The sequence below is a fragment of the Actinocatenispora thailandica genome (assembly GCF_016865425.1).
Classification (GTDB): Bacteria; Actinomycetota; Actinomycetes; order Mycobacteriales; family Micromonosporaceae; genus Actinocatenispora; species Actinocatenispora thailandica.
In genome coordinates this window covers 6,356,907-6,383,701 of record NZ_AP023355.1, presented here as the reverse complement: position 1 = coordinate 6,383,701, position 26,795 = coordinate 6,356,907, and the positions used below count along the sequence as shown (strand labels likewise).

Below are 26,795 nucleotides of genomic sequence, written 5' to 3'. Positions count from 1 at the left end.
CCCGGCCAGCCGCTGGTACCGTGCCGTTCCGCGTCGCGCCGGTAGCCCCACCGTCTCGCCGGTGGCCCCACCGTGCCGATCCGCTCCGTCTCGCCGGTCATACCGTGCGATCCCGCCGTCTCACCAGCGAACCCAGGCGCCGGCCCGCTGGACGCGGGCCGGCGCCGTTACGATGGGCCGCGGCAACGGGGCCGGCCGGCCCCTCACCAAGGCAGGGCCGAAGGAGTTTTCGTGAGCGTCGCACTCGTGACCGGCTCGGCCGGCCTGATCGGTTCGGAGTCGGTCCGGCACTTCGCCAGGCTGGGCCTGACCGTGGTCGGCATCGACAACGACATGCGCGGCTACTTCTTCGGCGCGGACGGCTCGACCGCCTGGCAGGTGGAGCAGCTCAAGTCCGAACTGGGCGCCTCCTACCAGCACCACAGCATCGACATCCGGGATCGGGACGCGGTCGCGGCGCTGTTCACGCGGTACGGCAAGGACATCTCGGTGGTGATCCACACCGCGGCGCAGCCGAGCCACGACTGGGCCGCGAAGGAGCCGTTCACCGACTTCGACGTGAACGCCGTCGGCACCCTGAACCTGCTGGAGAACACCCGGCTGCACGCGCCGGACGCGCCGTTCATCTTCACCTCCACCAACAAGGTGTACGGCGACACCCCGAACCGGCTGCCGCTGGTCGAGCAGGAGACGCGGTACGAGCTGGACCCCGCGCACACCTACTACGAGGGCATCCGCGAGGACATGTCCATCGACCACTCGCTGCACTCGATCTTCGGCGTCTCCAAGGTCGCCGCCGACGTGCTGGTGCAGGAGTACGGCCGCTACTTCGGGCTGAAGACCGCGGCGTTCCGCGGTGGCACGCTGACCGGCCCGGCGCACTCGGCCGCCGAACTGCACGGCTTCCTCGCATACCTGATGCGCTGCAACATGGAGCGCCGCGTCTACACCATCTACGGGTACAAGGGAAAGATGGTGCGGGACGCGATCCACAGCAACGACGTGGTGACCGCGTTCGAGGCGTTCTTCCGCGCGCCGCGGGTCGGCGAGGTGTACAACCTGGGCGGCGGCCGGCAGTCCAACTGCTCGCACCTGGAAGCCTTCCAGCTCGCCGAGGAGATCTCCGGCGTCGAGATGCGGCACGTGTACGACGAGCAGGCGCGCACCGGCGACCACCAGTGGTACGTCAGCGACATGGGCCGGTTCCGCGAGCACTACCCGGACTGGAAGCAGCAGTACGACGTGCCGGCGATCCTGCGCGAGATGTACGAGGCGAACGCCGAGCGCTGGACGCCGCAGGCGTGACCCGGCAGTACCGGTGAGGGGCGGCAGGTCGTGATCGATCGGGGCAAGGGCAACGTGCTCGGTGTCTGCGTGGACGCCGTCGACTACGAGGCCGCGACCGACAAGGTGCTCGCCGCGGCGCGCGAGCAGCGACCGCTGGCGCTGACCGCGCTGGCCGTGCACGGCGTGATGACCGGCGTGCAGGACCGGGCGCACGAGGCCCGGCTCAACTCGTTCGACGTGGTCACGCCGGACGGGCAGCCGGTGCGCTGGGCGCTGAACCTGCTGCACAAGGCGCAGCTGCCGGACCGCACGTACGGCCCGACGCTGACGCTGAAGGTGGTCGAGCGGTGCGCCGCCGAGGGGCTGCCGATCTACCTGTACGGGTCGACCCAGCCGGTGCTGGACAAGCTGTCCGCGGCGCTGACCGAGCAGTTCGGCGGGTTGAAGATCGCCGGCGCGGAGCCGTCGAAGTTCCGCTCCGCGCGGCCGGGCGAGCCGGCCGAGATCGCCCGCCGGATCAGCGACTCCGGCGCCCGGGTCGTCCTGGTCGGGCTGGGCTGCCCGCGCCAGGAGATCTTCGTGCACGCGATGCGGCCGCTGCTGTCGATGCCGCTGCTCGCGGTCGGTGCCGCGTTCGACTACCACGCGGGTGACCTGCGCAAGCCGCCGCCGTGGATGCAGCAGCGCGGGCTGGAATGGTTGTGGCGCCTCGGGCTGGAACCGAAGCGGCTCTGGCGCCGCTACCTGATCCTCAACCCCGCCTACCTGGCCCGGTTGGGCGCGCAGGCCAGCCACCTCTGGCGGGCCCGCCCCGCCGAACCCACCAGCGCCCCCGCCGACAGCTTCGCCGTCTGACCCGGCCCGGCCGGCTCAGCCGGACCACTGGGTTCGGGCCAGGTCGAGCAGCGCGGTGAGCGCCGGGGTGGGTGCGCGGCGCGCCAGGCGGACCGCCTGGGTGTGCAGCGCGGGCGCGTCGGTGCCGGGGTGCCAGGGGAGTACCACGAGGTCGCCGCGGCGCAGCTCGCCGGCCATCGCGACGGCGGGCAGCATCGCCACGCCGAGGCCCGCCACCGCGCACTGCTTGACCGCCTCCAGGCTGACGAACTCGGCCAGTACCGGTGGGGCGACGCCGGCCGCGCGCAGCTGCCGGTCGAACACCTCCCGGTGCGCGCAGCCCTCCTCGACCTGGATCAGCGGCTGGTCGGCGAGGTCGGCCGGGGACACCGAGGTCGCGCCGGCGAGCTTGTGGTCCGGGGCGGCGACGAGCCGCAGCGGCTCGACGGCGAGCGACTCGACGGCGAGCCCGGTGCCGGCGATCGGCTCCTCCAGCAGCAGCGCCGCGTCCAGCCGGGCCGCCGACAGGTCGGCGAGCAGCTCGGTCCGGGCGGCCGGGCGGAAGACCACCCGCAGCCGCGGGTGCCGGTCGGCGAGGGCCCGCAGCACGTGCGGCAGCCGGTACGCGCAGAGCGTCTCGGCGGCGCCGATCCGCAGCGTGCCGACGAGGTCGCCGTCGCCGGCGGAGAGGGCGTGCAGCTCGGCGCGGGCGTCGTCGGCGAGCCGGAGGATGCGGTCCGCGTACTCGACGAGGCGGCGGCCGGCGTCGGTGATCACGATCCGCCGGCCGAGCCGTTCGAACAGCGGTGCGCCGACCTCCCGTTCCAGCGACTTGATCTGCGCGGTGACGTTGGACTGCACGTACCCGAGGTCGGCGGCGGCGCGGGTGAAGCTGCCGGTGGTGGCCACGGCTCGGAACGTGCGCAGCAGGCGAAGCTCCATGCATCAACAGTAGCGATGGGTTGCATCAACAACATTCGTTTGACGTGATGGGTCCGTAGCCCTAGACAGGAACCGTGTCCGTTACCTGCGAGCCGGTCGCCGCGCCCACCCGGCACGGCTTCCCCGCCCTGCTGCTCGCCACCGTCGGTGCCTTCGCGAACTACGCCGTCCTGCTGCCGGTGGTCACCGGATGGGCCGCGCACGGCGGCGCCAGCCCGGCCGGCGCCGGCCTCACCACCAGCGTGTTCATGCTCACCACGGTGCTCACCCAGGCGCTGGTACCGCTGCTCGGCCGGCGCCTCGGATTCCGCGTCACGTTCGCCGCCGGGGTGGCGGTCATGGTGCCCCCGACCATCGGGTACGCACTGACCGACGCGCTGCCGCCGCTGATCGCGGTGTCCGCCCTGCGCGGCATCGGGTTCGGCCTGCTCAGCGTCTCCGGTAGCGCGCTCGTCGCCGAACTCGCGCCACCCCAGCGGCGCGGCCGGGCCGGCGGCGCGTACGGGCTGGCTGTCGCGCTGCCCAACGTGGCCCTGGTGCCGGTCGCGGTCGCCGGCGTCGACCTGGTCGGTTACCCGTGGCTGTTCGTCGCGATCACCCTCGCTCCGCTCGCCGCGGCGGCCGCGATCCTGGCCATTCGCCGCGCCCCGGCGCCGGCCCCGCCGGCCGACCTCGGCCGGCCGCCACTGTCCGCGATCGTCGGGCCGGTCGCGGTGATGCTGCCGATCGCCGTCGCGGCGACCGGCATCATCACGTTCGCACCGCTGGCGGTACCGGCCGCGTCCGCCGCGGTGCTCGCCGTCTTCGGCGCCGCCGCCCTCGCCGCCCGCTGGGGCGCCGGGCAGCTCGCCGACCGCGCCCCCGGCACCCGCGCGGTACGGGCGGTGCTGCCGGTCACGGTGCTGGTGGCCGCCGCTGGGCTGGCCCTCGTCGGCCTCGGCGGCCACCTCGGAACCGGTCTCGGCGTCGCCGTCGCGCTGCTCGGCGCGTTGCTGCTCGGCGTCGGGTTCGGCGCCGCCCAGAACCAGACCCTCGTCCTGCTCTTCGACCGGGCCGGCGCCGGCCGGCACGGCACCGCGAGCGCCGTCTGGAACATGTCCCTGGACGCCGGTACCGGCGTCGGTGGCGTCCTGCTCGGCACCCTCGCGACCCGCGCCGGCTTCCCGGTGGCCTTCGCCCTCACCGCCGCCGCCTCCTCGCCACCTGCCTCCCCCTCGCCCGGCACACCTCCCGCCCCTGACCCACCCAGCCTCCCGAAGCGGCCAGGCCCGTCACCCCCCGCTTCCGAAGCGAGCCAGGCGGCGTCGGGCCAGCATCACCGTGCCCCGAGGTTCCGATGCGAGCCAGGCGGCGTCCAAGCCGATCACCGGGCCCCGACGTTCCGAGGCGGCCAGGCGGCGTCAGGATCTCGTCTCCGCTTCCCCGGCGGGGGATGGTCAAGGGGGCGACTGCCCCCTTGGCGGGGAGGGGCGAAGCCCCGCCCCACGTTCCCCCACGCGGGGTCAGAGCAGCGGACAGAGGTGGCCTTCACCCCACCAGCCCGCGCACCGAAGTGACCGGAGCTGGCCCTGCACCTGGCACCCCGGCGCACAGAGCAGGACCCGACCCTTATTCACACCTCGAAGACCGCAGCGATGCCCTGACCGACCCCGATGCAGGCGGCCGCGACACCGAAGCCACCGCCCCGCCGCCGCACCTCGCGGCACACGTCGACCATGACCCGCGCCGCGGACGCGCCCAGCGGATGCCCCATCGCGATCGCGCCACCGTTCGGGTTGACCCGGTCGACCGGGATCCCCGGCATCTCGTGCAGGCAGCTGAGCACCATCGCGGCGAACGCCTCGTTCAGCTCCCAGGCCACGACGTCCGCAGTGGACAGCCCGGTACGGTCCAGCACGCGGCCGATCGCTGCGACCGGCGCGGTGGAGAACCGGTCCGGCTCGACCCCGACGACCGCGGTCGCCACCAGCCGGCCGAGCGGCTCGACGCCCAGCTCCGCAGCGAGCTCGGCGGTACCGACGATCGCGGCGAGCGCGCCGTCGTTGAGCGGCGAGGAGTTGCCGGCCGTGACCGGCCCGTCGGGGGTGAACGCCGGCTTCAACCGGGCCAGTTTCGCCGCCGAGGTGTCGTCCCGGATCGACTCGTCCCGCCGTACCCCCTCGACCGGCAGCACGTAGTCGTCGTGCCGGCCGCGCTGCCAGGCCGCGGCGGCCAGCTGGTGGCTGCGCAGCGCCCACTCGTCCTGCTGGGCCCGGCCGATGCCCAGCTCGACGGCGACCTGCTCGGCGCAGACGCCCAGCGAGGCGGTCCACCGGTCCGGGAAGGCCGGGTTGACCATCCGCCAGCCGAGCCGGCTCGGGTACAGCTGCATCGCCCGCGGCAGCGCCTCGTCCGGCGGGGGCAGCACGTACGGCGCGCGGCTCATGCTCTCCACCCCACCCGCGACGACCAGCCGGGCATCGCCGAGGGCGACCGCCCGGGCGGCCTGCACGATCGCCTCGCCACCGGAACCGCACAGCCGGTTGACCGTACTGCCGGGCACGGTCACCGGCAGTTCGGCGAGCAGGGCGGCCATCCGGGCCACGTTGCGGTTGTCCTCGCCGGCGCCGTTCGCGTCGCCGAGGATCACGTCGTCGATGGTCGCCGGGTCGAGGCCGTGGTGACGGCGGACGAGTTCGGCGATGGGCAGGGCGGCAAGGTCGTCGGTCCGGATCCCGGACAGGCCGCCGCGGTAGCGCCCGAACGGGGTGCGTACCGCGTCGATGAGGTAGGCATCCACGCCGGCGAATCTACCGGCACGCCGACCGCCCCGAAATGGTGCATGCAGCTGAGCAGAGCGGCTCTGCGCACCTCAGCGCACCAGTCGTGGTGCGTCCAGGTGCGCAGAGCAAAGGACCCCGCACACCTACCCGCTCCGTGCACCGCCCCGAACCGGCGGTCCGGCTGCGGTGAACCCCGGCTGGCCGGTGCTGGCAGAGTGGGTGGATGCGGAAGATCAGGTGGGGCATCCTCGCCACCGGTGGGATCGCGGCCACGTTCACCGAGGACCTGTCGACGATGCCGGACGCCGAGGTGGTGGCGGTCGGTTCGCGCAGCGCGGTGGCGGCCCGGCGGTTCGCCGACCGGTACGGCATCGCCCGGGCGTACGGCAGCTGGGCGGAGCTGGCCGCGGACGCCGAGGTGGACGTCGTGTACGTGGCGACCCCGCACAGTGCGCATCACGCCGCGGCGGCGGCCTGCCTGGACGCCGGCAAGGCGGTACTGGTGGAGAAGCCGGCGGCGCTGTCCGCGGCGCAGGGCGAGGACCTCGCGGCGCGCGCCCGGGCGGCCGGGGTGCTGTTCGTCGAGGCGATGTGGACCCGGGCCCTCCCGGCGGTACGGGAGCTGACCGCGCGGATCGCCGCCGGCGCCATCGGTGCCCCACGGGTGGTGTCCGCGGACTTCGGCCTCGCCGGGCCGTTCGCGCCGGCGCACCGGCTGCGCGACCCGGCGCTCGGCGGCGGCGCGCTGCTCGATCTCGGCGTCTACCCGGTGGCGTTCGCGCAGCTGGTGCTCGGCGAGCCGGCGACGGTGACGGCCACCGGCACCCGGACCGCGGAGGGTGTGGACGAGACGGTCGGGCTGCTGCTCGGCCACGCCTCCGGCGCGGTCGCCACGCTGTCCTGCTCGATCGCCGCAGACACCCCGCGGGTGGCGGCGGTGTCCGGCGACGAGGGCCGGATCGAGCTGGATCGCGGTTTCTTCGCCCCGCACGGCTTCCGGCTGTACCGGGGTGGGCGGGTCGAGCAGGTCACCGCGGCGCCGGCCGGGCGGGGGTACGTGCACGAGGCGGCCGAGGTGATGCGGTGCCTGCGTGCCGGCGAGACGGACAGCCCGCTGCTGCCGCTCGCCGACACCCTCGCCGTACTGCGCACCCTGGACGCCGCCCGTGCCCAGCTCGGCGTCCGCTACCCGGGTGAGTGACCGTCAGCCCAGGATCAGGTGCGCGAGGTAGTACACCACGAGCGCGAACAGGCCGGCCGCCGGCAGGGTGAGGACCCAGGCGACGACGATGTTGCCGGCCACCCCCAGCGCACCGCTGACAGCCGCTTCGTCGCGCCGACGCCCATGATCGCCGCCGTGATGGTGTGCGTGGTCGAGATCGGCACGCCGAAGCCGATCGAGGCGCCGAACAGCACCGCCGCGCCGCTCAGCTCGGCGGCGAAACCCTGCGGCGGATCGAGGTGGATGATCCGGCGACCGAGCGTGCGGATCACCCGCCAACCGCCGGAATAGGTGCCCGCGGCCATCACCCCGGCCGTCAACAGGTACACCCACCACGGGATGTGGTGGTCATGCTGGATGCCGCTGATGTTCAGCGCCAGCACCACGATGCCCATCGACTTGGCGGCGTCCTGCATGCCGTGGCCGAGCGCCATCAGGGCGGCCGACCCGGTCTGCGCGAACCGGAAACCGCGGTTCAGCCGGCCCGGCGCCGAGCGGCGGAACGTCCACATCACCGCGAGCATGACCAGGTAGCCGACCACCAGGCCGATCACCGGGGAGATGATCATCGGGACGATGACCTTGTCCAGGATGCCGGACCAGAGCACCTGACCGCTGAGCCCGAGGCTCAGCGCCGCCAGGGTGGCGCCGACCAGCCCGCCGATCAGCGAGTGCGACGACGACGCCGGCAGCCCGAAGTACCAGGTGATCAGGTTCCACACGACGGCGCCGACGAGGCCGGCGAACACCACGACCAGGCTCTTGGTACCGGGCGGCAGCGACACGATGCCCTCGCCGACGGTGCCGGCGACCTTGGCACCCAGGAAGGAGCCGACGAGGTTGCCGAGCGCCGCCATCAACAGTGCGACCCGGGGTGGCAGTGCGCGCGTCGACACCGAGGTGGCGATCGCGTTGGCGGCGTCGTGGAAACCGTTCGTGAAGGCGAACACCATCGTCATCACGATCACCACGATGGCGCCGATCAGCAGAGCGCTCACCGGGTCAGGACTCCTTGGCCGCGATCGTCTCGACCGTGTTGGCGACGTGCTCGAAAGCGTCGATCGCCTCTTCCAGGTCGTCCGCGACTTCCTTCATCTTCATCACGCTGAGCGGCTCGTACTCGCCGGAGAACAGCCGCACCAGCAGCATCCGGTACTGCCGGTCGCCCTCGTTCTCCAGCCGGTTGACCTCTATCCAGTACGGCTCGAGGCCCTTCATGCCCTTCAGCTTGGGCATCGCCTCGGCGGTGAGCCGGGCCAGCTGGTTGAGCGTCTCGATCTGCTCGGACATCTCCCGCGGCAGCGACGGGATGTCGGACAGCCCGTACAGGTAGACCAGGTTGCCGGCGGACTCCATCGCGTCCATCACGTCGTCCAGGCCGGATCCGAGCCGGTAGATGTCCTCCCGGTCGAACGGGGTGATGAACGTCGAGTTCACCTTGTTGTACAGCGCGTGGGTGACGTCGTCGTTGGCGTGTTCGACCTCCTGCAGCCCCTCCGAGATGGATTGGATCGTCTCGGCGCTGGCGCCGACGGTCAGGCCGGTCAGCAGCTCGGCGCCGCGGACCAGGTTCTGGGCCGCCTGGTTGAAGAAGTCGTAGAAGGCGTCCTCGGACGGACGGAGCTTGAATCGCACGGCAACCTCGTCGCGATCGCGGATGGTGTCACGGCGGATGCCGCGAGCCGGAGCGCCTGCCGCCGTCGAATGACGGCGCGACCCGGCGCCCGGCCGGTCCGATGCTAGGCATGCCTCGAGCTGGCAAAACACCCGACCACCCCTGGTCGAGACCGGTTCAGTCGGCGTTCACCTCCCGTTCATGTACGCCACGCTCGCCATGCACGATGCGCGCTGCCGAGGGCACGGTGAGTGCTCAGGGCTTCGCAATGGCATACTGCCGTACCCAAGCCGCGCAGTCTCGACATTCGGCCCACGCGAAGGGGCTTCCTCGCCGCGGCGTCAGGCCCGGAACACGGCGGCGCGACGCGGGTTGTGCGACCCGCGTCGCGCCTGGGCCGCCGCGAGGTCCGGCTGGATCGCGCGGCGGCCTTGGCAACTCAGTTCCGTGTCCGTCGGGGCTGGCCCAGCCCCGACGGCCCCTTCAGGATGACGTCGGAATCCGCACCGGGCGAACGGTTTTCCGCCGCGCTGGGCGACCCGACCGGGACGCCGCGCGATGCTCCTGGGACATCCTCGGGCCCGACCGGGACGCCGGGCGACGTGCCGGGGGCCTGCCGCGGCCGGGCCGCGCCGGTCTGTGATCCGCCCGGAGCGCCCCCGGCCGATTCCGGCCGGCCCGACGCGGGCCCGGCGTCGGCGCGGCGGCCCGCGACCAGCGTCAGTACCAGCACTCCGGCGACGGCGGCGAGCACGCCGGACACGACCAGGGTGCGGTTCAGTCCGACCGCGAACGCGCCGCGCAGCGCGTGCGCCACGGTGTCCCGGGCGGCGGCCGGTACGTGCGCCACGACCGCCTGGCCCTGTCCCGCCGCAAGCGCCGCCGCGGTACCGGCCGGGGCCCGCGCCGGCAGCCCCGCGGCCAGGCCACCGGCGAACACCGCACCCAGTACGGCGATGCCGAGCGCCTGGCCGAGCTGGCGGAACGTGTTCAGCGCGCCGCCGGCCATGCCGGCCCGGTGCGAAGGTACGGCGGCCATCACGGCACTCGACAGCGTCGGCAGCGCCAGGCCCATCCCGACGCCGGCCACCAGCAGCCCGGGGATCAGCCGGGTACCGGGCGCGTCGGCGGTCAGCCGGGCCTCCAGCAGGTCGCCGGCGGCGAGAACCAGCAGCCCGACACCGACGGGCAGCTTCGGCGACACGTCGTGCAGCAGCCGGCCACCGAGCGCGGACACCACGAACCCGGCCGCGGACAGTGCCATCCCGCCGACCAGGCCGGCCCGGACCGGCCCGTCGCCGAGCATCGACTGCAGCCACAGCGACGTGTACGGCAGGTAGCCGAACGCGCCGGCCTGCAGCAGCAGCGCCGCCACGAGCAGCGCGGTGACCGACCGGTTCCGGAACAGCGACAGGTCCAGCATCGGCTGCCGCCGCCGCGACTCGACGGCCAGGAACACCACCAGCGACACGGCCGCGAGCGCGAACGGGACCAGCGTGCCGGCCGAGGTCCAGCCGTTGGCGGCGCCCCGGATCAGCGCGTACGTCAGCGCGCCGCTCGCGATCGAGAAGCCGGCCATGCCGGGCAGATCCAGCCGGCCGGCGTGCGGGTTGCGCGACTCGGTGAGTACGCGCGCCGACAGGGCCACCGCGACCACGCACACCGGCACGTTGACCAGGAAGATCGACTGCCAGTTCAGGTACTCGGTGAGCAGCCCGCCGGCGATCGGCCCGGCCGCGGCGGACGCGCCGGACACCGCGCCCCACACGCCGAACGCGACCCCGCGATCCCGGCCCGAGTAGGTGGCCGTCAGCAGTGCCATCGAGGTGGCGAGCATCGCCGCGCCGCCGACGCCCTGGACCGCGCGGGCGGCGATCAGTACCGGCGCGTTCGGTGCGAGGGCGCTGGCCAGCGACGCGGCGGCGAACACCACCAGGCCGGCCAGGTAGGCGCGGCGCCGCCCGTACCGGTCGGCCAGCGAACCGGCCGTCAGCAGCACCGCCGCCAGTACCAGCGCGTACCCGTCGATGACCCACTGCAGTTCGCCGAACGAGGCGTGCAGGTGGGCACCCATCGTCGGCAGCGCGACGACCACGATCGTCACGTCGATCATCAGCATCAGGTTGCCCAGGCAGACCGCGAGCAACGGCCCCCATTTCCGCATGATCGTTCCTCCCGTTGCGGATTCGTCTCGCCGGCCAGCGTGCGGCGGTCGCGGCGCGATTCCCAATCACGCGGGTTTCCGTGGCGGAATCCGACGTCAGTTATGGTCGAACGATGGAATCCGTCGCGCTCGATCGGCTCGACCGGCGGCTCGTGCACGCGTTGAAGGTGGACGGCCGTGCCTCGTTCGCGCGGATCGGCGCCGTGCTCGGGGTGTCCGACCAGACCGTCGCCCGGCGGTACGCGCGGCTCCGGTCGTCCGGCGGGCTGCGCGTCGTCGGCGTCCCCGAGTGGTACGGGATGGAGCAGTGGTTCTTCCGGCTGCGCAGCACCCCGGACGCGGCGGCGCCGATCGCCGAGGCGCTCGCCCGCCGCACCGACACGTACTGGGTGCACCTGGTCTCCGGCGGCAGCGAGGTGCTGTGCTCCACCCGCCCGGACACCCGGGCCAGCCGGGACGCGCTGCTGCTCGGCAAGCTGCCGCGCACCCCGCGGATCACCGACTTCACCGCGTACCAGCTGCTCCGCGGCTACGAGCCGGACCCGGCGCTGTTCGTGCACCGGCTCGGCGGCGGTCTCGACCCCGACGAGGTGGACGCGCTGCGGCAGCCACCACCGGTCGACCCGCCGCACACGGCGCCGGACGCGGCCGACCGCGCGATCCTCGCGGTGCTCGGCCGCGACGGGCGGGCCGGCCACGCCGAACTCGCCGGCGCCGCCGGCTGCTCGGAGTCGACCGCCCGGCGCCGGCTCGACGCGCTGCGCGCGAGCGGCCAGGTCCGGTTCGACATCGACCTGGTCAACGACCTGATCGAGATCGACACCACCGCGATGATCTTCCTGTCGGTACTGCCCAACCAGCTGTTCGCGGCGGCCGACGAGCTGATCCGGCACCACCCGGTGAACTTCGCCGCCGCGGTGACCGGACCGACCAACCTGATCGCGAGCATCAGCTGCCCGGACGCCCGCGCGCTGTACGAGTACCTCGGCGGCCCGATCGGCCGGCTCCCCGGCGTCACCGGCTACGAAACCGCCCCGTCGGTACGGGTCCTCAAGCGGCACGGCCAGCTCGGCTGACCGCGAGGCCGGGCAACCGCCCGCAGCGTGGAGATCTCGATCACCGTGGCGACGTACCGGCGTCCACCCGGGTACCCAGATCGGCGGCGAGGTCGGCAAGTTCACGCAGGTGATCGCTGCCGAGATAGTCCACCCCGGCGGTGGCCAGCTCGCGCCAGAACCGGCGGCGCACCCCGGACCGCCAGGACGGGCCACCCCAGAACCGCAGCGCCCGCCCGTCCGCGTGCACCCGGTCGACCAGCCCGGCCAGCCGGCGTCGCTCCCGGGTCGGGAACCGACCGTTGCCCCGCCACCGGAACAGGTTCGTCCAGCGCTCGCTGACCAGCGGCACCAGCTGCGGCGGCAGCCGCTTGCCGGACACCTCGGCCAGCGTCCCGTCGCAGCCCAGCAGCCGGTCACGCTGGGCGGCGACGAACTCGTGCGGGGTCCCGGCGCCGGTCAGCACCACGCTGATCGGCCCCCGTGCACGGCGCCGTCCGCGTACCGGGTGAACAGGCCCGGATAGCGGGCCAGCTGCGCGGCCAGCAGCGTGCAGCACTCCTCCGGCCGGCGCTTCGCCTCCACCAGCAACTGCAGCCCGCCCGGTGCGCCCGGATACACGGCGCCGAGCCGGCCGACCCGCTCGGCCAGCGGGTCCAGGTACAGCCGGGTCAGGGTGCGCCCCGGCGACAGCTCCCGCCGGCCGTGCCCGACGAGCAGCTCGCCGCGCACCGGCCAGACGTCGGCCTCGATGCTCGCGTACCCGAAGTGCAGCGCGGCGAACAGCGGCAGCCGGTGCCGGTAGTCGTTGTGCGCGTGCCCGAACCGCAGGTACGGGTAGTCCGGCTCACCGGCCGTGACCCGCGCTGCGGCAGCCCGAAACATGGCTCCACGCTGGCACACCGGGCCGGTGTCCGGGGCCGGATCGGTACCCGTTCGTGGGCAGGGCGCAGAATCGGAGCATGGCTGACCAGGCTGCCGACGAGTTCCAGCGGCACCGGGACCATCTCACCGGGGTGGCATACCGCCTGCTCGGTGGCATCGCCGAGGCCGAGGACGCGGTTCAGGAGACGTGGCTGCGCTGGCGCGACGTGGACCAGGACGCGATCGAGCAACCGCGGGCCTGGCTGACCACCGTCACCGGCCGGATCTGCCTGGACGTGCTGCGCTCGGCGCGGGTGCGCCGCGAGTCGTACGTCGGGTCGTGGCTGCCCGAGCCGGTCGTGCGACCGCTGGCCGACACCGGCACGCTCGACCCGGGCGAGCACGCCGCCCGTACCGACGAGGTGAGCATCGCGCTGCTCGCCCTGCTGGAGCGGCTCACCCCGGAGCAGCGCGTCGCGTTCGTCCTGCACGACGTGTTCGACGTACCGTTCGACCAGATCGCCGACGCGCTCGGGATCCGCACCGAGGCGGCCCGCGCGCTCGCCTCCCGCGGCCGGCGCGCGGTGCGGGATTCCGGCGCGCCCCGGCACGACGCCGCGCTCGCCGAGCAGCGCCAGGTCGTCGCCGCCTTCCTGCGGGCGTGCCAGCAGGGTGACCTGGCCGGGCTGCTCGCCGTGCTGGCCCCGGACGTCACCCTGACCGGTGACGGTGGTGGCCTCGCCCCGTCGATCCGGGAGCCGGTCAGCGGCGCCGAGCGGGTCGGCCGCTTCCTGCTCAACCTCGGCCGGCGGGCCAACGACCCGGAGGTGGTGCTGCTGCCGGTGCTGGTCAACGGCGATCTCGGCCTGTACGGCGCGGGCGAGCTGGGCGGCAACCACACCGCGGTGGTGATGGCGTTCGGCATCGCGGACGGCCGCATCACCGCGGTCTTCAACCAGCTCAACCCGGAGAAACTGGGCCACCTCCCGCCGCTGGCGCCGAGCCGACGCGGCGACGGCTAGCCAGCCTGTTCGCGCAGCGTGAGCCGACCCGCCCGGGCCAGCCACGGGCGGTACTCGGTGGCGAACGGCTCGGCGCCGGCGCTGACGGCCTGGAACACCTCGTCGGCGGCCGCCTCGGCCGCGGCGACCACCTCGGCCGGGTAGCCGTACCGCAGCTGGTGCTCGGCGAACTCGTCCTCGTCCAGCCGTTCGATCCGGCCGTCGCGGCGGCGGACCACGTCGAGATCGAGGTCGACGGCGCGCAGCTCGTCGCCGTGCCAGCTGGGCACCGTGGTCATGTCGGAGTACATCTCGGTCGGGTGCGGCGCGGCGTTGAAGTTCGCCGTCCACCACTTGCCGCCCTCGGCGACCAGCAACACCTGCGCCACTTCCCAGGTCAGCGGCGGCTCCGAGCCGCGTTGCAGGGCGGTCCCGGCCGGCGCGCCCAGCCAGGTGCCGAACCGGTCGGCGCCGAGCCGAACGGCGTCGAAATGCCAGTGCAGCGACCCGTCGTACTTGAAATAGCGCACCCGCACCCAGTCATCGGCAACCATGCCGCGACGGTACCTCCGGGGCGCACGAGCCGGCCGCGGCCGGTGGACGAAGCCGGGGGCTGTGGACGACGCCGGGACGCCGGGACTCCGGTGGCCGACGCCGGGGGCTGTGGACGACGCCCGGGAGTTTGGTGTACATCGCCGGGGCTGTGGACGACGCCCGGGACTCCGGTGGACAACGCCGGGGGCTGTGGACGACGCGGGGGAGGCGCGGCCGGGTCGGGTAGCGTCGGGCGGCGTGACGAGCACCGTGCCGCAGACCCGGAGACCGTCCGCCCTCGACCTGCTGGGCGCGGCGGTCGCCGCGGTGCCCGGCGGGGCGAGCCGGCCCGGCCAGGTGCGGATGACCGAGGCCGTCGACGAGGCGATCCGCACCGGGGAACACCTGCTGGTCCAGGCCGGCACCGGCACCGGCAAGTCGCTCGCCTACCTGGTCGGCGCGCTGCGCGAGCGCGGCCCGGTGGTGGTGTCCACCGCCACCCTCGCGCTGCAGGCGCAGCTGATCGAGCACGACCTGCCACGCCTGGCCGAGGCGGTGACCCCGCTGCTCGGCCGGCCGCCCACGTTCGCGGTGTTGAAGGGCCGGCACCACTACGCCTGCCGGGCCCGGCTGGACGCCGGCGCCGAGGAGCCGGAGCCGGACCTGTTCGGCGAGTCCGGCGGCGGTTCGCAGTGGCTGGGTGCCGCCGGCCGGATCGGCAAGCAGGTGGTCCGGCTGCGCGAGTGGGCGTCGGACAGCGAGACCGGCGACCGGGACGAGCTGGACCCGGGCGTGGACGACATGGTCTGGCGCACGGTGTCGATGCCGGCCCGGGAATGCGTCGGCGCGCAACGCTGCCCGTTCGGCGACGAGTGCTTCGCGGAGGCGTCCCGGGTGCGCGCCCGGTCCGCCGACATCGTGGTCACCAACCACAGCCTGCTCGCCGTCGACATGATGTCCGGCCGGCACATCCTGCCCCCGCACGAGGTGCTGATCATCGACGAGGCGCACGAGCTCGCCGACCGGATGACCTCGGCGGCCCGGGCCGAGCTGTCCGCGGAGGCGATCGACCGGGCCACCCGGCGGGCCCGCACCCTGCTCGACGGCGGGGTGCTGGACCGGCTGACCGAGGCGTCCGACGCGCTGGCGCTGGCGCTGGCCGCGGCACCGCCGGGCCGGCTGGTGGAGTTGCCGGCCGCGGTGCGCGACGCGGTGAGCCTGGTGCAGGCCGCCGGCCGGGCCGCGGTGAACGCGTTCGGGGACGTGCGGGCCGACGACCCCGACCCGGTGCACAAGCAGCAGGCGAAGTCGACCGTGCAGACGATCGCCGAGGTGGCGGAGCGGCTGCTCGACTGCTCGCCGCAGGACGTGATCTGGGTCGAGGGCATCACCCAGGAGCATCCCGGGCTGCACGTGGCGCCGCTGTCGGTCGCCGGTCTGCTGCGCTCGTTGCTCTTCACCGACCGGACGGTGGTCGCCACCTCGGCCACCCTGGCACTCGGCGGTCGGTTCGACACCGTCGCGGCGGGCCTCGGGCTGCCGGCCGGCTACGGGCGGACGCCGGACACCGGTGACGTGCGGCCGGACCCACCGGCCGATGGTGCCGCCGCACCGTCACTGCGGCCGACCCGGTCCACCCAGCCGTTCCTGCTCGCCGGTGCGGACGAGGACGGCGACGAGGAGCCGCCGGCCTGGCGGGCGCTGGACGTCGGTTCCCCGTTCGACTACGCCAAGCAGGGCATTCTCTACGTCGCGGCGCGGCTGCCGCGGCCGACCCAGTCCGGGCTGTCCGACCCGGCGGCCGACGAGCTGGTCCGGCTGGTGCAGGCGCTCGGTGGCCGCACTCTCGGGCTGTTCTCGTCCCGCCGGGCCGCCGACCGGGCCGCCGAGGTGGTGCGCGCCGCCACCGGCGTCGAGGTCTACCTGCAGGGCGACGAGGCGTTGCCGATCCTGGTCCGCAAGTTCCGGCAGGAGCAGTCGAGCTGCCTGTTCGGGGTGATGTCGCTGTGGCAGGGGGTGGACGTGCCGGGCGACGCCTGCCAGCTGGTGGTGATCGACCGGTTGCCGTTCCCACGGCCGGACGAACCGCTGTCCGCCGCCCGCAGCGCCGCGGTCGACGCCGCCGGCGGGTCCGGCTTCGCCGCGGTCAGCGTCCCGGCCGCGGCGGTCCGGCTGGCCCAGGGGGTCGGCCGGCTGGTGCGCGCCGACACCGACCGGGGGGTGGTCGCAGTGCTCGACTCCCGCCTGCACACCGCCCGGTCGTACGGGACGTTCCTGCGCAACTCGCTGCCGCCCTTCTGGTACACCACGAGTCCGGATGTCGTGCTCGGTGCGCTGCAACGCCTCCGGGGCACCCCGGCAACCAGCTGACTCGGTGCCGGGGGCACCGGACCCGGTCGGGCCGGCCGACCGGTGCGGTCAGCCGGTGCCGTGCAGCAGGTCCTCGAACGCGGTGGCGGCGGCGAACGGGTCGGCCTCGGCGGCCGGTTCGCGGGCCGCGACCAGGGCGGCGAGTTCCCGGCCGGCTCGCCGGATCCGTTTCGCCAGGCCGGTTTCCGCGTCCGGCCCGCCCCATTCCTCGGTGGCCGCGTACACGCCGGTCGGCGCCACGACCGCGTGCAGGTAGCTGAACAGCGGGCGCAGCGCGTGGTCGAGCACCAGCGAGTGCCGGGCCGTCCCGCCGGTGGCGCCGATCAGCACCGGGCGGTCGGTGAGCGTGCCCTCGTCGAGTACGTCGAAGAACGACTTGAACAGCCCGCTGTACGAGGCGTTGAACGTCGGGGTCACCGCGATCAGCGCGTCCGCGCCGGCCACCGCGGACAGCACCGGGCGCAGCTTCGCGTTCGCGAAGCCGGTGACGAGGTTGTCCGCGATGTCGTGCGCGGCCTCGCGCAGTTCGACGGTCTCGACGTCGGCTTCGATGCCCAGCTCGGCCAGCCCGTGCACGGTCGCCTCGGTGAGCCGGTCGGCGAGCAGCCGGGTCGAGGACGGTGCCCCGAGCCCGGCGCTGATCGTCACTATGGTGCGCCGGCCGGCCGGTGTGGCCGCGGTCATCGCGTGCTCCCTCGCCTCGTCGTCTGGCTCATCGGTTCGTGTCGCCGATCGGCTGGCCGCTCGCGGCGAGCAGGCCGGCGTGCGTCGGCGCGTCCGGCACGTGCGCCGGCCGTACCGCGGCGAACTCCTTGCGCAGCACCGGCACCACCTCCTCGCCGAGCAGGTCGAGCTGCTCCAGGACGACCTTCTCCGGCAGCCCGGCGTGATCCATCAGGAACAGCTGCCGCTGGTAGTCACCCACGTAGTCGCGGAACCCGAGGGTACGGTCGATGACCTGCTGCGGGCTGCCCACGGTGAGCGGCGTCTCGGCGCTGAACTCCTCCAGCGACGGCCCGTGCCCGTACACCGGGGCGTTGTCGAAGTACGGCCGGAACTCGCGCACCGCGTCCTGTGAGTTCTTGCGCATGAACACCTGCCCGCCGAGCCCGACGATCGCCTGGTCCGCGGAGCCGTGCCCGTAGTGCTCGAACCGCTTGCGGTAGAACGCGACCATCTTCTGGGTGTGCTCGGCCGGCCAGAAGATGTGGTTCGCGAAGAACCCGTCACCGTAGTAGGCGGCCTGCTCGGCGATCTCCGGGCTGCGGATCGACCCGTGCCACACGAACGGCGGTACGCCGTCGAGCGGTCGCGGCGTGGCGGTGAAGCCGTGCAGCGGGGTGCGGTGCTTGCCCTCCCAGTCGACGACCTCCTCGGTCCACAGCCGGTGCAGCAGGTGGTAGTTCTCGATCGCGAGGTCGATGCCGTCCCGGATGTCCTTGCCGAACCACGGGTACACCGGGCCGGTGTTGCCGCGGCCCAGCGTCAGGTCGACCCGGCCGTCCGCGAGGTGTTGCAGCATCGCGTAGTCCTCGGCGATCTTCACCGGGTCGTTGGTGGTGATCAGCGTCGTCGCGGTGGACAGGATGAGCCGGCTGGTGCGGGCCGCCACGTAGCCGAGCATCGTCGTCGGGGACGACGGTACGAACGGCGGGTTGTGGTGTTCGCCGAACGCGGCGACGTCCAGACCGACCTCTTCGGCCTTCTGCGCGATCCGGACCATGCTCTTGATCCGTTCGCCCTCGGTGGGCGTGCGGCCGGTCGTCGGGTCCGGAGTCACGTCCCCCACGGTGAAGATCCCGAACTGCATTGCCCGCCACTCCTGTCAATAGTTGACTTCGCAAATACATCTGGGTCAACGACGGCGCGGCGCAGGTATTCCCGCGGGCCCGACGGCGTGCGATGCCTGGCGGCATGCACCGCCGAGGCATGCGCCGCCGGGGCACGTGATGTCGCGGTGGGTCGGATCACGCTTGCGTTCGCCCAAAAACTGTGTCTAAAGTAAACAGCATCCAACGGACACAATTAGGGAGTGACAGTGGTGGCGCAACTGAGCGACAGGACGGCACTGGTGACCGGTGGTTCGCGGGGCATCGGGCGGGCGATCGCCGAGCGGCTCGCCGCGGCCGGCGCGCTGGTCGCGGTGCACTACGGCAGCGACGACGCGGCGGCCAAGGACACCGTCGCCGCGATCGAGGCGGCCGGCGGGCAGGCCTTCGCGATCCGGGTCGAATTCGGTACCGACGGGGCGGTCGAGCGGCTCGCCGCCGCGCTGGCCGCCGGGTTGCGCGAGCGCACCGGCAGCGACCGGCTCGACATCCTGGTCAACAACGCGGCGATCAGCGAGTCGGACGGCGGTATCGAGACCGAGACGCCGGCCGGGTTCGACCGGCTGTTCACGGTGAACGTGCGGACGCCGTTCTTCCTGATCCAGCGGCTGCTGCCGACGATGGGCGCCGGTGGCCGGATCATCGACATCGGCTCCGCCGTCACCCGGATCGCGCTGCCGGGTGAACTCGCGTACGCGATGACCAAGGCGGCGATCGCCACCCTCGGACGCAACCTGGCCAACGAGGTCGGTGCCCGCGGCATCACCGTCAACACCGTCGAGCCGGGCCCGACCCGTACCGACCGGACCGCCTTCCTGTTCGACCGGCCGGAGGCGGCCGCGATGGTGTCCGCCGGGCAGGCGATCGAGCGGATCGGCCAGCCGGCCGACATCGCCGCCGTCGTGGCGTTCCTGGCCACCGACGACGCCGGCTGGATCACCGCGAACACCATCGACGCCACCGGCGGCAGCTACCTGGGGCCCAAGCGGCTACGGGGTTGAGCGGCCGTGCCGACCCGGTACGGACCCCCGGTGCGCCCGATGGCGCCGGCCGAACCTCGGCCGGCGCCGGGACACGCGGCGGCGCCGCGATCGAGAGGTGGCGCAGGTGCGGCTGGTGCCGGGGTCACGAGGCGGCGTCGAGGGCGCCCCGGGCGAGGGTACGGGCGTCGTCGACGAGATGCGTCAACGACGCCGGGGTGGGCCGGGCGACCGCGACCAGCTCGTCCAGCGCGGCCAGCCCGGCGCGGTCCAGCAGCGTCTTCTCGTTCGTGACCCACTCGCCGCGCGCGGCGAGGATCGCGTGCGCCGCCTGGCTCGCGGCGACCGCCACCAGCCCGGTGCACGCCGCGAGCCGGCCGTGCCGGGCGTGGTTGGCCCGGGCGTACTCGAACACCAGGTCGGCGTTGCCCCACCACACCGGCGGTGCGGACCGCCGCAGCGCCGGTGGGTAGTCCGGCCGGGGCAGGTCGCCGCGCAGCACCCGGGCGATGGCGAGTTCGCCGACCACCAGGTAGCTCGGGATGCCGGCGAGATGGAACAGCAGCGGTTCGATCCGGAACCGGCCGGCACGGGCCTCGGCCAGCTCGTGCTCGACCGCGTCGAGATCGCGGTAGTGCACGTCGACCGGCCGGCCGTCGATGTGCAGCCAGGCGCCGCCGTTGAACACGCCGCCGCCCCAGCCACCCAGCTCGGACACCTCGCCGGGCCAGCCGATCGCCCGCAGCGTCTCCGGGTCGAACCCGTCGCGGTAGTAGATCGCCAGATCCCAGTCGCTGTCGCTGCGGCAGGTGCCCTGCGCCCGGGACCCGCCGAGCGCCACCGCCGTGACGCCGGGCAGCCCGGCCAGCGCGTCGGCCACGTCGTCCAGGAACGTCGCGTCGTCCATCGGCTCCCCGCATCCGTATCGACGGTTACCGACAACGGTCTACCAGCACCGCCGCCCCGGCGCACCCGTTCGAGGCACCCGCACCCGCCTGATCGCGTTCGACCGTGCCCGCGGCGCGGGAACTGGCCGGGGCGTCGCGGGAACTGGCCGGGCGGCGCGGGACTGGCCGGGGGTGGCGCGGGAACTGGCCGGAGCGGCGCGGGAACTGGCCGGGGGCGGCGCGCGACGGTGCGGCGTCAGGTGACGAGATCGGCCGCCGGGTCGATGGCCCAGTGGTTGGTGCGCAGCGTCTGGCCGGCGTACTCCGTGTCGGTCGGCCCCAGCAGGCGGAACCCGACCGACCGGCAGACCCCGTTCGAGGCGGCGTTGCCGACGCCGGGGAACGCGTGCACCTCGCCCCACCGCCGCTCGTCGCGGGCGCGGGCCAGCAGCTGCCGCACCGCACGCTTCGCGTACCCCCGGCCCTGGTACTCGGGGAGCACCATCCAGCCGATCTCGCTGATCGGCGTGCCGGCCAGCTCGTGCGTCCAGATCACCACGTTGCCGGCGACCTGCGCCGGGTCGGCCGGGTCGGCTGGGCCGGCCGGGTCGGGCACGATCATCTGGATCCAGGCCAGGTCGGCCGCGGCCTCGGCGACGTCGCGGCGCACCTTGTCGGGCATCCGGTCGGCCGGCTGCGGCCCGCCCAGCTCGGCCATCATCACCGGATCGCACCGCATCCGAACATAGGCGTCGACGTCGTCCAGCCGCACATCCCGAAGTTCCATCCCTCCCGTCTACCACCCACCCCCGACGGTTCGGCCGCGGTGCCGCGGATGTCGCTCGGCTCGACGTCGAAGTGGTACTGGGCGCCGCCGCCTTCGGGTGCGTCGCGCACCATCGGGTCTCCTCAGGGTCAGTCGATGGGGGGCTGGTAGGCGAGCTGGACGAGCTGGGCGCCGTCCCGTCGGCGGACCAGCCAGCCGCGGCCCGGCGGGAGCGGCTCGGGGCGCCGGTTGCCGTACAGGATGCCCTCGTCGCGCGGGCCGGACAGCATCATCGCCGGCATGTTCAGCTCCCGCAGCGACTGCACGATCGGCTCGTACATGGCGCGGGACATGCCGCCGATGCGCCGGGTCAGGATCAGGTGCAGGCCGATGTCGCGGGACTGCGGGACGAGGTCGGCGAGCGCGGCGACCGGATTGCCGCTGCCGGTGACGACCAGGTCGTAGTCGTCGATCAGCAGGTACAGTTCCGGCCCACGCCACCAGGACCGGGTGCGCAGCTGCTCGGCGGTGACGTCCGGGCCGGGCAGCCGCTTGCGCATCGCGTCGGCGACCGAGGCGAGCGCGCTGCGCAGCGCGTCCGACGACGGCGCGTACTCCAACAGGTGCGACTCGGGCACCGCGCCGAGCAGGGTGCGCCGGTAGTCGCCGACGATGATCCGGGCCTGCTCCGGCCGGTACCGCCGGGTCAGCTGCCCGGCGAGCATCCGCAGGAACGCGGTCTTGCCCGACTCGGTGTCACCGACCAGCACCATGTGCGGCTCGGTGGCGAAGTCGAGCCGGACCGGCGCCAGGTCCTGCTCGGACAGCCCGATGGGGACGCCGGCCGGGTCGTCCGGTCGCGGCAGGTCGGCCGACTGGTACATCCGGGGCAGCAGCCGCACCGCCGGTGCCGGTGCGTGCTTCCACGCGCTGGCGACCGAGTCGACCAGGCCGGACACGCCGCCGGCCAGGTCCTCGGTGCTGCTGACGCCGTCGATGCGGGGCACCGCGACGAGGAACTGCTTGCCGTCCACGGCGAGGCCACGGCCGGGGGAACGTTCCGGTACCGAGGCGGCCAGCCGGCGGTCCACCTCGGACTCGGCCGGGTCGCCGAGCCGCAGCTCGTACCTGGTGCCGAGCAGGTCGCGCAGGTTGAGCCGGATCTCCGCCCAGCGGGCCGCGGTGATCACCACGTGGATGCCGTAGCCGAGGCCGCGGGCGGCGAGGTCGGTGATCCGTTCCTCCAGCTCGCCGAACTCCGACCGGACGGTGCCCCAGCCGTCGACCACCAGCAGCACGTCGCCGAATCGTTCGTCCGGCAGCGTGCCGGCGGCGAGGCGGCGGCGGAACGTCGGCATCCCGTCGATGCCCGCCTCGGCGAACCGCGCCTCCCGCTCCGCCAGCAGCCCGGTCAACTCCGCCACGGTACGGCGGAGCAGCTCCGGGTCGCGCCGGGTGGCGACCGAACCGACGTGTGGCAGGTCGCGCAGCGAGGAGAGCGCGCCGCCGCCGAGGTCCAGGCAGTACACCTGGACCTCGCGCGGGGTGTGGGTCAGTGCCAGGCCGCCGATCAGCGCGCGGGCCAGCGTGGACTTGCCGGACTGCGGGCCGCCGACCACGACGACGTGGCCGCCGGCGCCGTCGAGTTCGGCCCACAGCACGTCGCGGCGCTGCTCGTACGGCCGGTCCACGACGCCGAGCGGGATCCGCAGCTGGCCGCGCGGCGCCCAGTCGGTCGGGGTCAGGCCGAGCTGCGGATCGCTGGACAGCGGCGGCAGCAGCTCGGACAGCGCCGGCGGGTCGCCGAGCGGCGGCAGCCACACCTGGTGCGCCGGCCGGCCGTGCCCGCGCAGCCGGGACACCATCACGTCCAGCACCGTCGACTGGTCCTTGGGCGCCGGTAGCGGTGCCGGCTGCTCGGCCGGTGCCGGGGCCGGGGTCGGGCCGACCGGCAGCTCGGCCGGTGCGGTCAGGTCGATCCGGAACGCGGCGATGCTGCGCCCGGCCCGCTGCTGGGCCGCCTCGCCGGAACCCACCTGCCGGTACGGCCCGGACACGTAGGCGGCGCGGAACCGCAGCATCGTCGACGTGTCGGTCTTCAGGTAGCCGTGGCCGGGCGCGTTCGGCAGCTCGTGCGCGGCCGAGTTGCCGAGCACGATCCGGGACTCCATCGCGGAGAAGGTGCGCAACCCGATCCGGTACGACAGGTGGGTGTCCAGGCCGCGCAGCTTCCCCTCCTCCAGGCGTTGGGAGGCGAGGAGAAGGTGCACGCCGAGGGACCGGCCGAGCCGGCCGATCATCACGAACAGGTCGATGAAGTCGGGCTTGGCGGCCAGCAGCTCGCTGAACTCGTCACAGATGATCATCAAGGCGGGCAACGGTTCCAGCGGTTCGCCGGCCCGCCGGGCGCGCTCGTAGTCGCGCTGCGAGACGTAGTTGCCGGCCGCCCGCAGCACCTCCTGGCGGCGCACCAGCTCGCCGGACAACGCGTCCTTCATCCGGTCCACCAGCGGCAGCTCGTCGGACAGGTTGGTGATCACGGCGCTGGTGTGCGGCAACGCATCCAGCTTGGTGAACGTCGCACCACCCTTGAAGTCGACCAGGACGAAGTTGAGTTCCTCGGACGAGTGCGTCGCAGCCAGCCCGAGGACCAGGGTGCGCAGCAGTTCCGACTTGCCGGAGCCGGTGGCGCCGATGATCAGGCCGTGCGGCCCCATGCCGCCCTGCGCCGCCTCCTTGACGTCCAGCTCGACCGGCGCGCCGTCCGGGCCGACGCCGATCGGGATGCGCAGCCGTTCCCGTTCCGGCCTGGTCCGCCAGCTCAGCGTCGGGTCCAGCGCCGCGGCATCGCCCAACCCCAACAGATCCGAGAGCTCGAACGTGGTGGCGAGCGGCTCGTCCGACCCGCCGGACCCGCTCAACCGGTACGGGGCGAGCCCGCGGGCGAACGCCGCGGCCTGCGTGTCGGTGAGCAGATCCGGGGTACCGAGGGTCTCGTGTTGCAGGCCGGCCAGGTCGTCGTCGCTGGCCCGGTACGCGCTCTGCTCGCCCCGGAACAGCGTGACCGCCTGCGCCGACACGTCGAGTACCAGCAGCCAGCTGTCGGCGTCGCGGGGGATCTGGCCGGACAGGTCGAGCAGCGTGGCGCCCTGCACGCCCGCCCCGTACAGCTGGGCGTCGGCGCTGACCTCGCCGCCGTCCAGCACGACGAGCAGGTGCGGGCGTTCGGTGAGCGGCTCGGCGGACTTGGCGTGCCGCGGCCGGTTCGCCACCTCCTCGCCGAGGATGTTCTCCAGCTCGCGCAGCGAGCCGGCGACGAGCAGCTGGCCGCCGCCGGGCGTCTCGGCGTGCGGCAGCCACTTGACCCAGTCCCAGCGGGCCCGCCGGTCGGGGCTCGCGACCACGGCGACCCGGGCGTCCTCCGGGGCGTGGAACGCCGCGTACTGGCAGAGCATCGACCGGACCAGCGCGAGCACGGTGGGTTCGGCGCCGCGCAGGGCGATCCGGCTGAACGACCGGATCGCGATCGCGACCGGGACGTTGAGCGAGTTGGTGTGTGCGGTGGTGAACCGGCGCAGCGCGATCGCGCTGAGCGGTTCCAGGTCCTCCACCGGTTTGGTCTCCGGGGTGCCGAGGTGCACCGACATCCGTTGGGTGCCGACCGCGACCCGCAGCGCGCCGAAGTCGGCGTCGGTCTGCCGGCGTTCCCAGAGCCGGCCGCCGGCGACGATCGACCACAGCGCGTCGGGTGCCGGGTGGGTCCAGATCAGCGAGGCGCGTTGCTGCGCGGCGGCGCGCCGGGCCCGGCGCCGCATCTGCGCCAGGTAGCGCAGGTAGTCGCGGCGCTCGGCGTCCAGTTGCGCGGTCTTGTCCTGGCCCAGGCCGGACATCGAGCCGAAGAACATGCCGAGCATCGACACCCCGAACAGGCCACCGGCCACATAGGACAGTGTGCCGCCGCGACCGGTGTACAGCATGGCCATCGCGCCGGCGCCGGCGAGCATCGGCAGCAGCATCAACAACTGCCCGATGCCGCGTGGTAACTGTTCGGGTACTTCGGGTGGTGCCTCCAGGGTCAGTTCGCCGGAAGGGAGGGTCGGTCCGTGCCGTCGGGCCGGCCGGGACACCACGATCGTGCTCGTCACGCGCGATACCTTCCCACTTCTCCTACCGCCTGGTGTGCACCGGGATACCCAGCGTTGGCCATCGTAGGTACTCTGCACACCGCACGGAATGCCGTGGTGGTACGGGAAGGGACGGAAAGGTGACAGTAGCGACCGGGGCCGGGCTCACCCGGGTGACCGTGGTGGCGCCGAAGACGCGCGTCGATCTGTCCATCCCGGACGACCTGCCGCTCGCCGACCTGCTGCCCACCCTGCTGCGCTACGTCGGGGAGGACGTGGCGCGGGCCGGGGTGGTGCACGGCGGCTGGGCGCTCGCCCGGCTCGGTGGCAGCCCGCTCGCCACCGACCGCACCCCGGCCCAGCTCGCCATCAAGCACGGTGAGGAACTCCACTTCACCCCGCGCGAACAGCTCGCGCCCGAGGTCGTGTTCGACGACGTGGTGGACGCGATCGCGGCCGGCGTCGACGGGCACAGCCGGCGCTGGTCGCCCACCACCACCCGGCGCTTCGGGCTCGGCGTGCTCGCCGGTGCCATGCTGCTCGGCGCCGCCCTGCTGGCGCTGGCCGCACCGCCGATCCCGGGCGGTGTCGCCGGGCTCGCGGTGGCGGCGCTGCTGCTGGTGACCGCGACCGTGCTGGCCCGTGCCGTCGGCGACGCCCGGGCCGGGCTGCTCGCGGCGGCCCTCGCCGCCGGGTACGGGTTCGCCGGCGGCCTGCTGCTGCTTGCCCCGGCACCCGGTCGGTACGGCGCGGGTGCCGTGCTGCTCGGCGCGATGGTGACGCTGCTGTGCCTGGTGCTCGGGGCGATCGCGGTCGCCTACCAGGTGCCCGCGTTCGTCGGCGCCGCGCTCGCGGTCTTCGCGCTGTGCCTGGCCGCGTTCGCGGTGCTGGCGTTCGGGGTGCCCGCCGCGGCCACCGCGTCGGTCCTGGCGGCGGTCGTGCTCGGCGCGCTGCCGGTGCTGCCGATGTCGGCGTTCCGGCTGGCCCGGTTGCCGGTGCCGACGATCCCGGTCACCGTGGACGAGCTGAAGTCCGACGCGGTCGAGATCGCCGGTGCCGACGTGCTGGCGCGCACCGTCACCGCCGGGCACTACCTGACCGCGTTGCTCGCCGCGGCGTCGGCGGTGCTGGTCGGCTGTTTCCCGGTCCTGGTGGCCGGCGGCGGCTGGGCCGGCCCGGCGCTCGCGTTCGTGGCGAGCGTCGTGCTGCTCTGCCGGTGCCGGGTGTTTCCGGTGCTGACGCAGCGGTTGCCGCTGCTGTCGGCCGGGCTGCTCGGCCTGGCCGTGCTGCTCGCCGGGATGGTGCTGGTCGGCTCGTTCGGGCCGGTCGCGCTGTCCGCCGGAGTGCGGGTCGCCGTCGCGGTCGCCGCGCTGCTGGTCGTCGGTGCCGCCGGCGGCGGGTACGGGCTGGCCGCCGCCGGTCGCCGCGCCACCCCGGTCGGTGGCCGGGTGCTGGACATCGTCGAGGTGGTGCTCGGCCTCTCCGTGGTGCCGCTGGTGCTCGCGGTCTGCGGCCTCTACTCCGTCATCCGCGCCCTCAACGGCTGACCCCACCCCCGC

At 73.7% G+C, this 26,795-nt stretch carries 21 protein-coding genes and 1 pseudogene; 9 read left to right on the top strand and 13 right to left on the bottom strand.

The features are described from left to right. The first annotated feature begins 231 nt into the window (after positions 1-231). Entirely contained in the window at positions 232-1,305 is a 1,074-nt protein-coding gene (locus tag Athai_RS28565; protein WP_203964349.1) for an NAD-dependent epimerase/dehydratase family protein, read from the top strand. 30 nt (positions 1,306-1,335) lie between these two features. Continuing rightward, entirely contained in the window at positions 1,336-2,142 is an 807-nt protein-coding gene (locus Athai_RS28560; protein ID WP_203964348.1) for a WecB/TagA/CpsF family glycosyltransferase, read from the top strand. A 15-nt stretch (positions 2,143-2,157) separates the two neighbouring features. On the opposite strand, the gene Athai_RS28555 is transcribed toward Athai_RS28560, so the two are convergent. Continuing rightward, positions 2,158-3,063, bottom strand: a complete 906-nt coding sequence (locus Athai_RS28555) for a LysR family transcriptional regulator (RefSeq protein ID WP_203964347.1) — start codon at positions 3,061-3,063, stop codon at positions 2,158-2,160. A 74-nt stretch (positions 3,064-3,137) separates the two neighbouring features. On the opposite strand from Athai_RS28555, the gene Athai_RS28550 reads away from it, so the two are divergent. Then, positions 3,138-4,619 carry an MFS transporter gene (locus tag Athai_RS28550; protein WP_203964346.1) on the top strand — a complete coding sequence of 494 codons (1,482 nt, stop codon included), beginning with the start codon at positions 3,138-3,140 and terminating at the stop codon, positions 4,617-4,619. Between the two features lie 56 nt (positions 4,620-4,675). On the opposite strand, the gene Athai_RS28545 is transcribed toward Athai_RS28550, so the two are convergent. Further along, complete coding sequence (locus Athai_RS28545; RefSeq protein ID WP_203964345.1) at positions 4,676-5,842, bottom strand: thiolase family protein; 1,167 nt, start codon at positions 5,840-5,842, stop codon at positions 4,676-4,678. A gap of 206 nt (positions 5,843-6,048) precedes the next feature. On the opposite strand from Athai_RS28545, the gene Athai_RS28540 reads away from it, so the two are divergent. Next, on the top strand, positions 6,049-7,026 hold the full coding sequence (locus Athai_RS28540; RefSeq protein WP_203964344.1) for a Gfo/Idh/MocA family protein: 978 nt from the start codon (positions 6,049-6,051) through the stop codon (positions 7,024-7,026). Positions 7,027-7,029: 3 nt separating this feature from the next. On the opposite strand, the pseudogene Athai_RS28535 reads toward Athai_RS28540, so the two are convergent. The 3 genes and pseudogenes from Athai_RS28535 to Athai_RS28525 form a co-directional block, all read right to left on the bottom strand. Next, a pseudogene (locus Athai_RS28535) lies at positions 7,030-8,045 on the bottom strand (inorganic phosphate transporter). A gap of 4 nt (positions 8,046-8,049) precedes the next feature. Beyond that, positions 8,050-8,682, bottom strand: coding sequence for a DUF47 domain-containing protein (locus Athai_RS28530; protein WP_203964343.1), 633 nt, complete (start codon positions 8,680-8,682; stop codon positions 8,050-8,052). A 419-nt stretch (positions 8,683-9,101) separates the two neighbouring features. Next, positions 9,102-10,826 (bottom strand): MFS transporter, encoded by a 1,725-nt coding sequence (locus Athai_RS28525; protein ID WP_203964342.1) that lies wholly within the window; start codon positions 10,824-10,826, stop codon positions 9,102-9,104. Between the two features lie 113 nt (positions 10,827-10,939). Here Athai_RS28525 and Athai_RS28520 point away from each other — a divergent pair, with 113 nt between their 5' ends. Next, a complete protein-coding gene (locus Athai_RS28520; RefSeq protein ID WP_203964341.1) occupies positions 10,940-11,902 on the top strand; it encodes an Lrp/AsnC family transcriptional regulator in 963 nt (320 codons plus the stop codon). Positions 11,903-11,942: 40 nt separating this feature from the next. Here Athai_RS28520 and Athai_RS28515 read toward each other — a convergent pair whose 3' ends face one another. Both Athai_RS28515 and Athai_RS28510 read right to left on the bottom strand, forming a co-directional pair. Beyond that, the gene (locus Athai_RS28515; RefSeq protein WP_203964340.1) at positions 11,943-12,350 is read right to left on the bottom strand and encodes a PI-PLC domain-containing protein; all 408 of its coding nucleotides are present in this window, start codon (positions 12,348-12,350) and stop codon (positions 11,943-11,945) included. Then, positions 12,341-12,766, bottom strand: coding sequence for a PI-PLC domain-containing protein (locus Athai_RS28510; RefSeq protein WP_203964339.1), 426 nt, complete (start codon positions 12,764-12,766; stop codon positions 12,341-12,343). The genes Athai_RS28515 and Athai_RS28510 overlap by 10 nt, the downstream gene beginning before the upstream one ends. Before the next feature lie 77 nt (positions 12,767-12,843). Between Athai_RS28510 and sigJ the strand changes: the two genes are divergently transcribed. Continuing rightward, a complete protein-coding gene (gene sigJ / locus Athai_RS28505; protein WP_203964338.1) occupies positions 12,844-13,767 on the top strand; it encodes an RNA polymerase sigma factor SigJ in 924 nt (307 codons plus the stop codon). Here the strand turns inward: sigJ and Athai_RS28500 are convergent. Beyond that, positions 13,764-14,300 (bottom strand): DUF402 domain-containing protein, encoded by a 537-nt coding sequence (locus Athai_RS28500; protein WP_203964337.1) that lies wholly within the window; start codon positions 14,298-14,300, stop codon positions 13,764-13,766. The two genes, sigJ and Athai_RS28500, sit on opposite strands and share 4 nt — an antisense overlap. A gap of 190 nt (positions 14,301-14,490) precedes the next feature. Between Athai_RS28500 and Athai_RS28495 the strand changes: the two genes are divergently transcribed. Continuing rightward, on the top strand, positions 14,491-16,650 hold the full coding sequence (locus Athai_RS28495) for an ATP-dependent DNA helicase (protein WP_420829806.1): 2,160 nt from the start codon (positions 14,491-14,493) through the stop codon (positions 16,648-16,650). A gap of 48 nt (positions 16,651-16,698) precedes the next feature. On the opposite strand, the gene Athai_RS28490 is transcribed toward Athai_RS28495, so the two are convergent. Both Athai_RS28490 and Athai_RS28485 read right to left on the bottom strand, forming a co-directional pair. Further along, positions 16,699-17,334 (bottom strand): FMN reductase, encoded by a 636-nt coding sequence (locus Athai_RS28490; protein WP_203964336.1) that lies wholly within the window; start codon positions 17,332-17,334, stop codon positions 16,699-16,701. 28 nt (positions 17,335-17,362) lie between these two features. Beyond that, positions 17,363-18,460 (bottom strand): LLM class flavin-dependent oxidoreductase, encoded by a 1,098-nt coding sequence (locus Athai_RS28485; protein ID WP_203964335.1) that lies wholly within the window; start codon positions 18,458-18,460, stop codon positions 17,363-17,365. A gap of 222 nt (positions 18,461-18,682) precedes the next feature. Here Athai_RS28485 and Athai_RS28480 point away from each other — a divergent pair, with 222 nt between their 5' ends. Continuing rightward, positions 18,683-19,480, top strand: coding sequence for an SDR family oxidoreductase (locus tag Athai_RS28480; protein WP_239157227.1), 798 nt, complete (start codon positions 18,683-18,685; stop codon positions 19,478-19,480). A 124-nt stretch (positions 19,481-19,604) separates the two neighbouring features. Here the strand turns inward: Athai_RS28480 and Athai_RS28475 are convergent, their stop codons facing one another. From Athai_RS28475 to eccCa, 3 genes are all read right to left on the bottom strand, one after another. Next, positions 19,605-20,366: a nucleotidyltransferase family protein gene (locus tag Athai_RS28475; protein ID WP_203964334.1), complete on the bottom strand. Its 762-nt coding sequence runs from the start codon at positions 20,364-20,366 to the stop codon at positions 19,605-19,607. A gap of 236 nt (positions 20,367-20,602) precedes the next feature. Next, complete coding sequence (locus tag Athai_RS28470; protein ID WP_203964333.1) at positions 20,603-21,133, bottom strand: GNAT family N-acetyltransferase; 531 nt, start codon at positions 21,131-21,133, stop codon at positions 20,603-20,605. 128 nt (positions 21,134-21,261) lie between these two features. Beyond that, positions 21,262-25,257 (bottom strand): type VII secretion protein EccCa, encoded by a 3,996-nt coding sequence (eccCa, locus tag Athai_RS28465; RefSeq protein ID WP_203964332.1) that lies wholly within the window; start codon positions 25,255-25,257, stop codon positions 21,262-21,264. Positions 25,258-25,376: 119 nt separating this feature from the next. On the opposite strand from eccCa, the gene eccD reads away from it, so the two are divergent. Then, a complete protein-coding gene (eccD, locus tag Athai_RS28460) occupies positions 25,377-26,783 on the top strand; it encodes a type VII secretion integral membrane protein EccD (RefSeq protein ID WP_203964331.1) in 1,407 nt (468 codons plus the stop codon). Positions 26,784-26,795: the final 12 nt, after the last annotated feature.